General features: G+C 36.2%; 2 protein-coding genes. Both read left to right on the top strand.

Annotated features, from left to right (window positions below; genetic code table 11):
• Positions 1-752 (top strand): Rpn family recombination-promoting nuclease/putative transposase (locus RHS_RS29640; RefSeq protein ID WP_395023682.1); only part of this gene is annotated, 752 nt, incomplete at its 5' end.
• A gap of 47 nt (positions 753-799) precedes the next feature.
• The coding region (locus RHS_RS29635) for an Rpn family recombination-promoting nuclease/putative transposase (protein WP_395023681.1) at positions 800-1510 on the top strand (711 nt) is incomplete at its 3' end.

Below are 1510 nucleotides of genomic sequence, written 5' to 3'. Positions count from 1 at the left end.
AAATACATTATGCAATGCCGTTGAGGTGCATGCTGTATGATGCTTTGACTTACAATGACCAGGTCAGCGCTTTGAAGAAGCAGCATAAAAAGAACAAAGACAAAATGGATGGGACAGAATATTTGTCGGGAATGAGAAAAACAGATACGATATCTCCTGTTATGACTCAAGTAGTATATTATGGAGAGGAAGAATGGGATGGGCCGATGTCAGTGTTTGATATGTTTGGGGATGAGGTAGATAAAGAGTTTTTAAGGCAGTACATACCGGATTATTCGATACGGGTAATAAACATTTGTAAGATTAAAGACTATGAGAAGTTTGAGACGGATTTAAAGGCAGTATTTGGACTGATTCAGAATAAGGATTCGAAGCAGGGATTTAAGGAGTTTATAGAAAAAAATAAAGAACATTACAAAAATATGGCATCAGATGCATATGAAGTTGCGGCAGTATTTATGCATAAGAAGCAGTTGTTGGAATTTGAAAGATTAGCTAAAACGGAAGAAGGAGGGATAGATATGTGTAAGGCAATAGATGAAATGATATTAGAAGGGGAGCAAAGAGGAGAACAAAGAGGAGAAAAAAGAGGAGAACAAAAGGGAAAACTCAAAGGAGAGTTAATAGGACTTGAACTTATGGGGCGATTGGCAAAAAAGATGTTTGAGGATGGAAAAACAAAGGAATTTTTTGAATTTGCATGTGAGCAAGATAAAAGGCAGGATTTGCTGGAAAAGTATCAGATTATTTGAATAAAAATTAAAGATAAAGTGTCATAAATGGAGGAATTAGCAGCGTATTGAAAAATGATGTAATCATTAATAAGTATTTATCAGATAACGAAAGATTTGCAGACCTATATAACCATCAGGTGTTTCGGGGAAAAATGAGAATTTCCCCGGAAGAGTTGTCGGATATAAATCCACTTTCCGGGATGGCGTTACATGGAGAAGAAGGAGATATTGGTGCAATAAAGCGAAATAGAGATATTGTAAAAAAGGTATCCGGTAAAACCGGTATTCGGTTCATGATTTTAGGTATGGAAAACCAGATGAAAATACATTATGCAATGCCGTTGAGGTGCATGCTGTATGATGCTTTGACTTACAATGACCAGGTCAGCGCTTTGAAGAAGCAGCATAAAAAGAACAAAGACAAAATGGATGGGACAGAATATTTGTCGGGAATGAGAAAAACAGATACGATATCTCCTGTTATGACTCAAGTAGTATATTATGGAGAAGAAGAATGGGATGGGCCGATGTCATTGTTTGATATGTTTGGGGATGAGGTAGATAAAGAGTTTTTAAGGCAGTATATACCGGATTATTCGATACGGGTAATAAACATTTGTAAGATTAAAGACTATGAGAAGTTTGAGACGGATTTAAAGGCAGTATTTGGACTGATTCAGAATAGGGATTCGAAGCAGGGATTTAAGGAGTTTATAGAAAAAAATAAAGAACATTACAAAAATATGGCATCAGATGCATATGAAGTTGCGGCAGTA

It is taken from the genome of Robinsoniella sp. RHS (genome assembly GCF_001029355.1).
In the GTDB taxonomy this organism is placed as follows: Bacteria; Bacillota; Clostridia; order Lachnospirales; family Lachnospiraceae; genus Robinsoniella; species Robinsoniella peoriensis.
The sequence above is the reverse complement of the archived record's forward strand: the minus strand, read 5'-3'. Positions and strand labels throughout refer to the sequence as shown.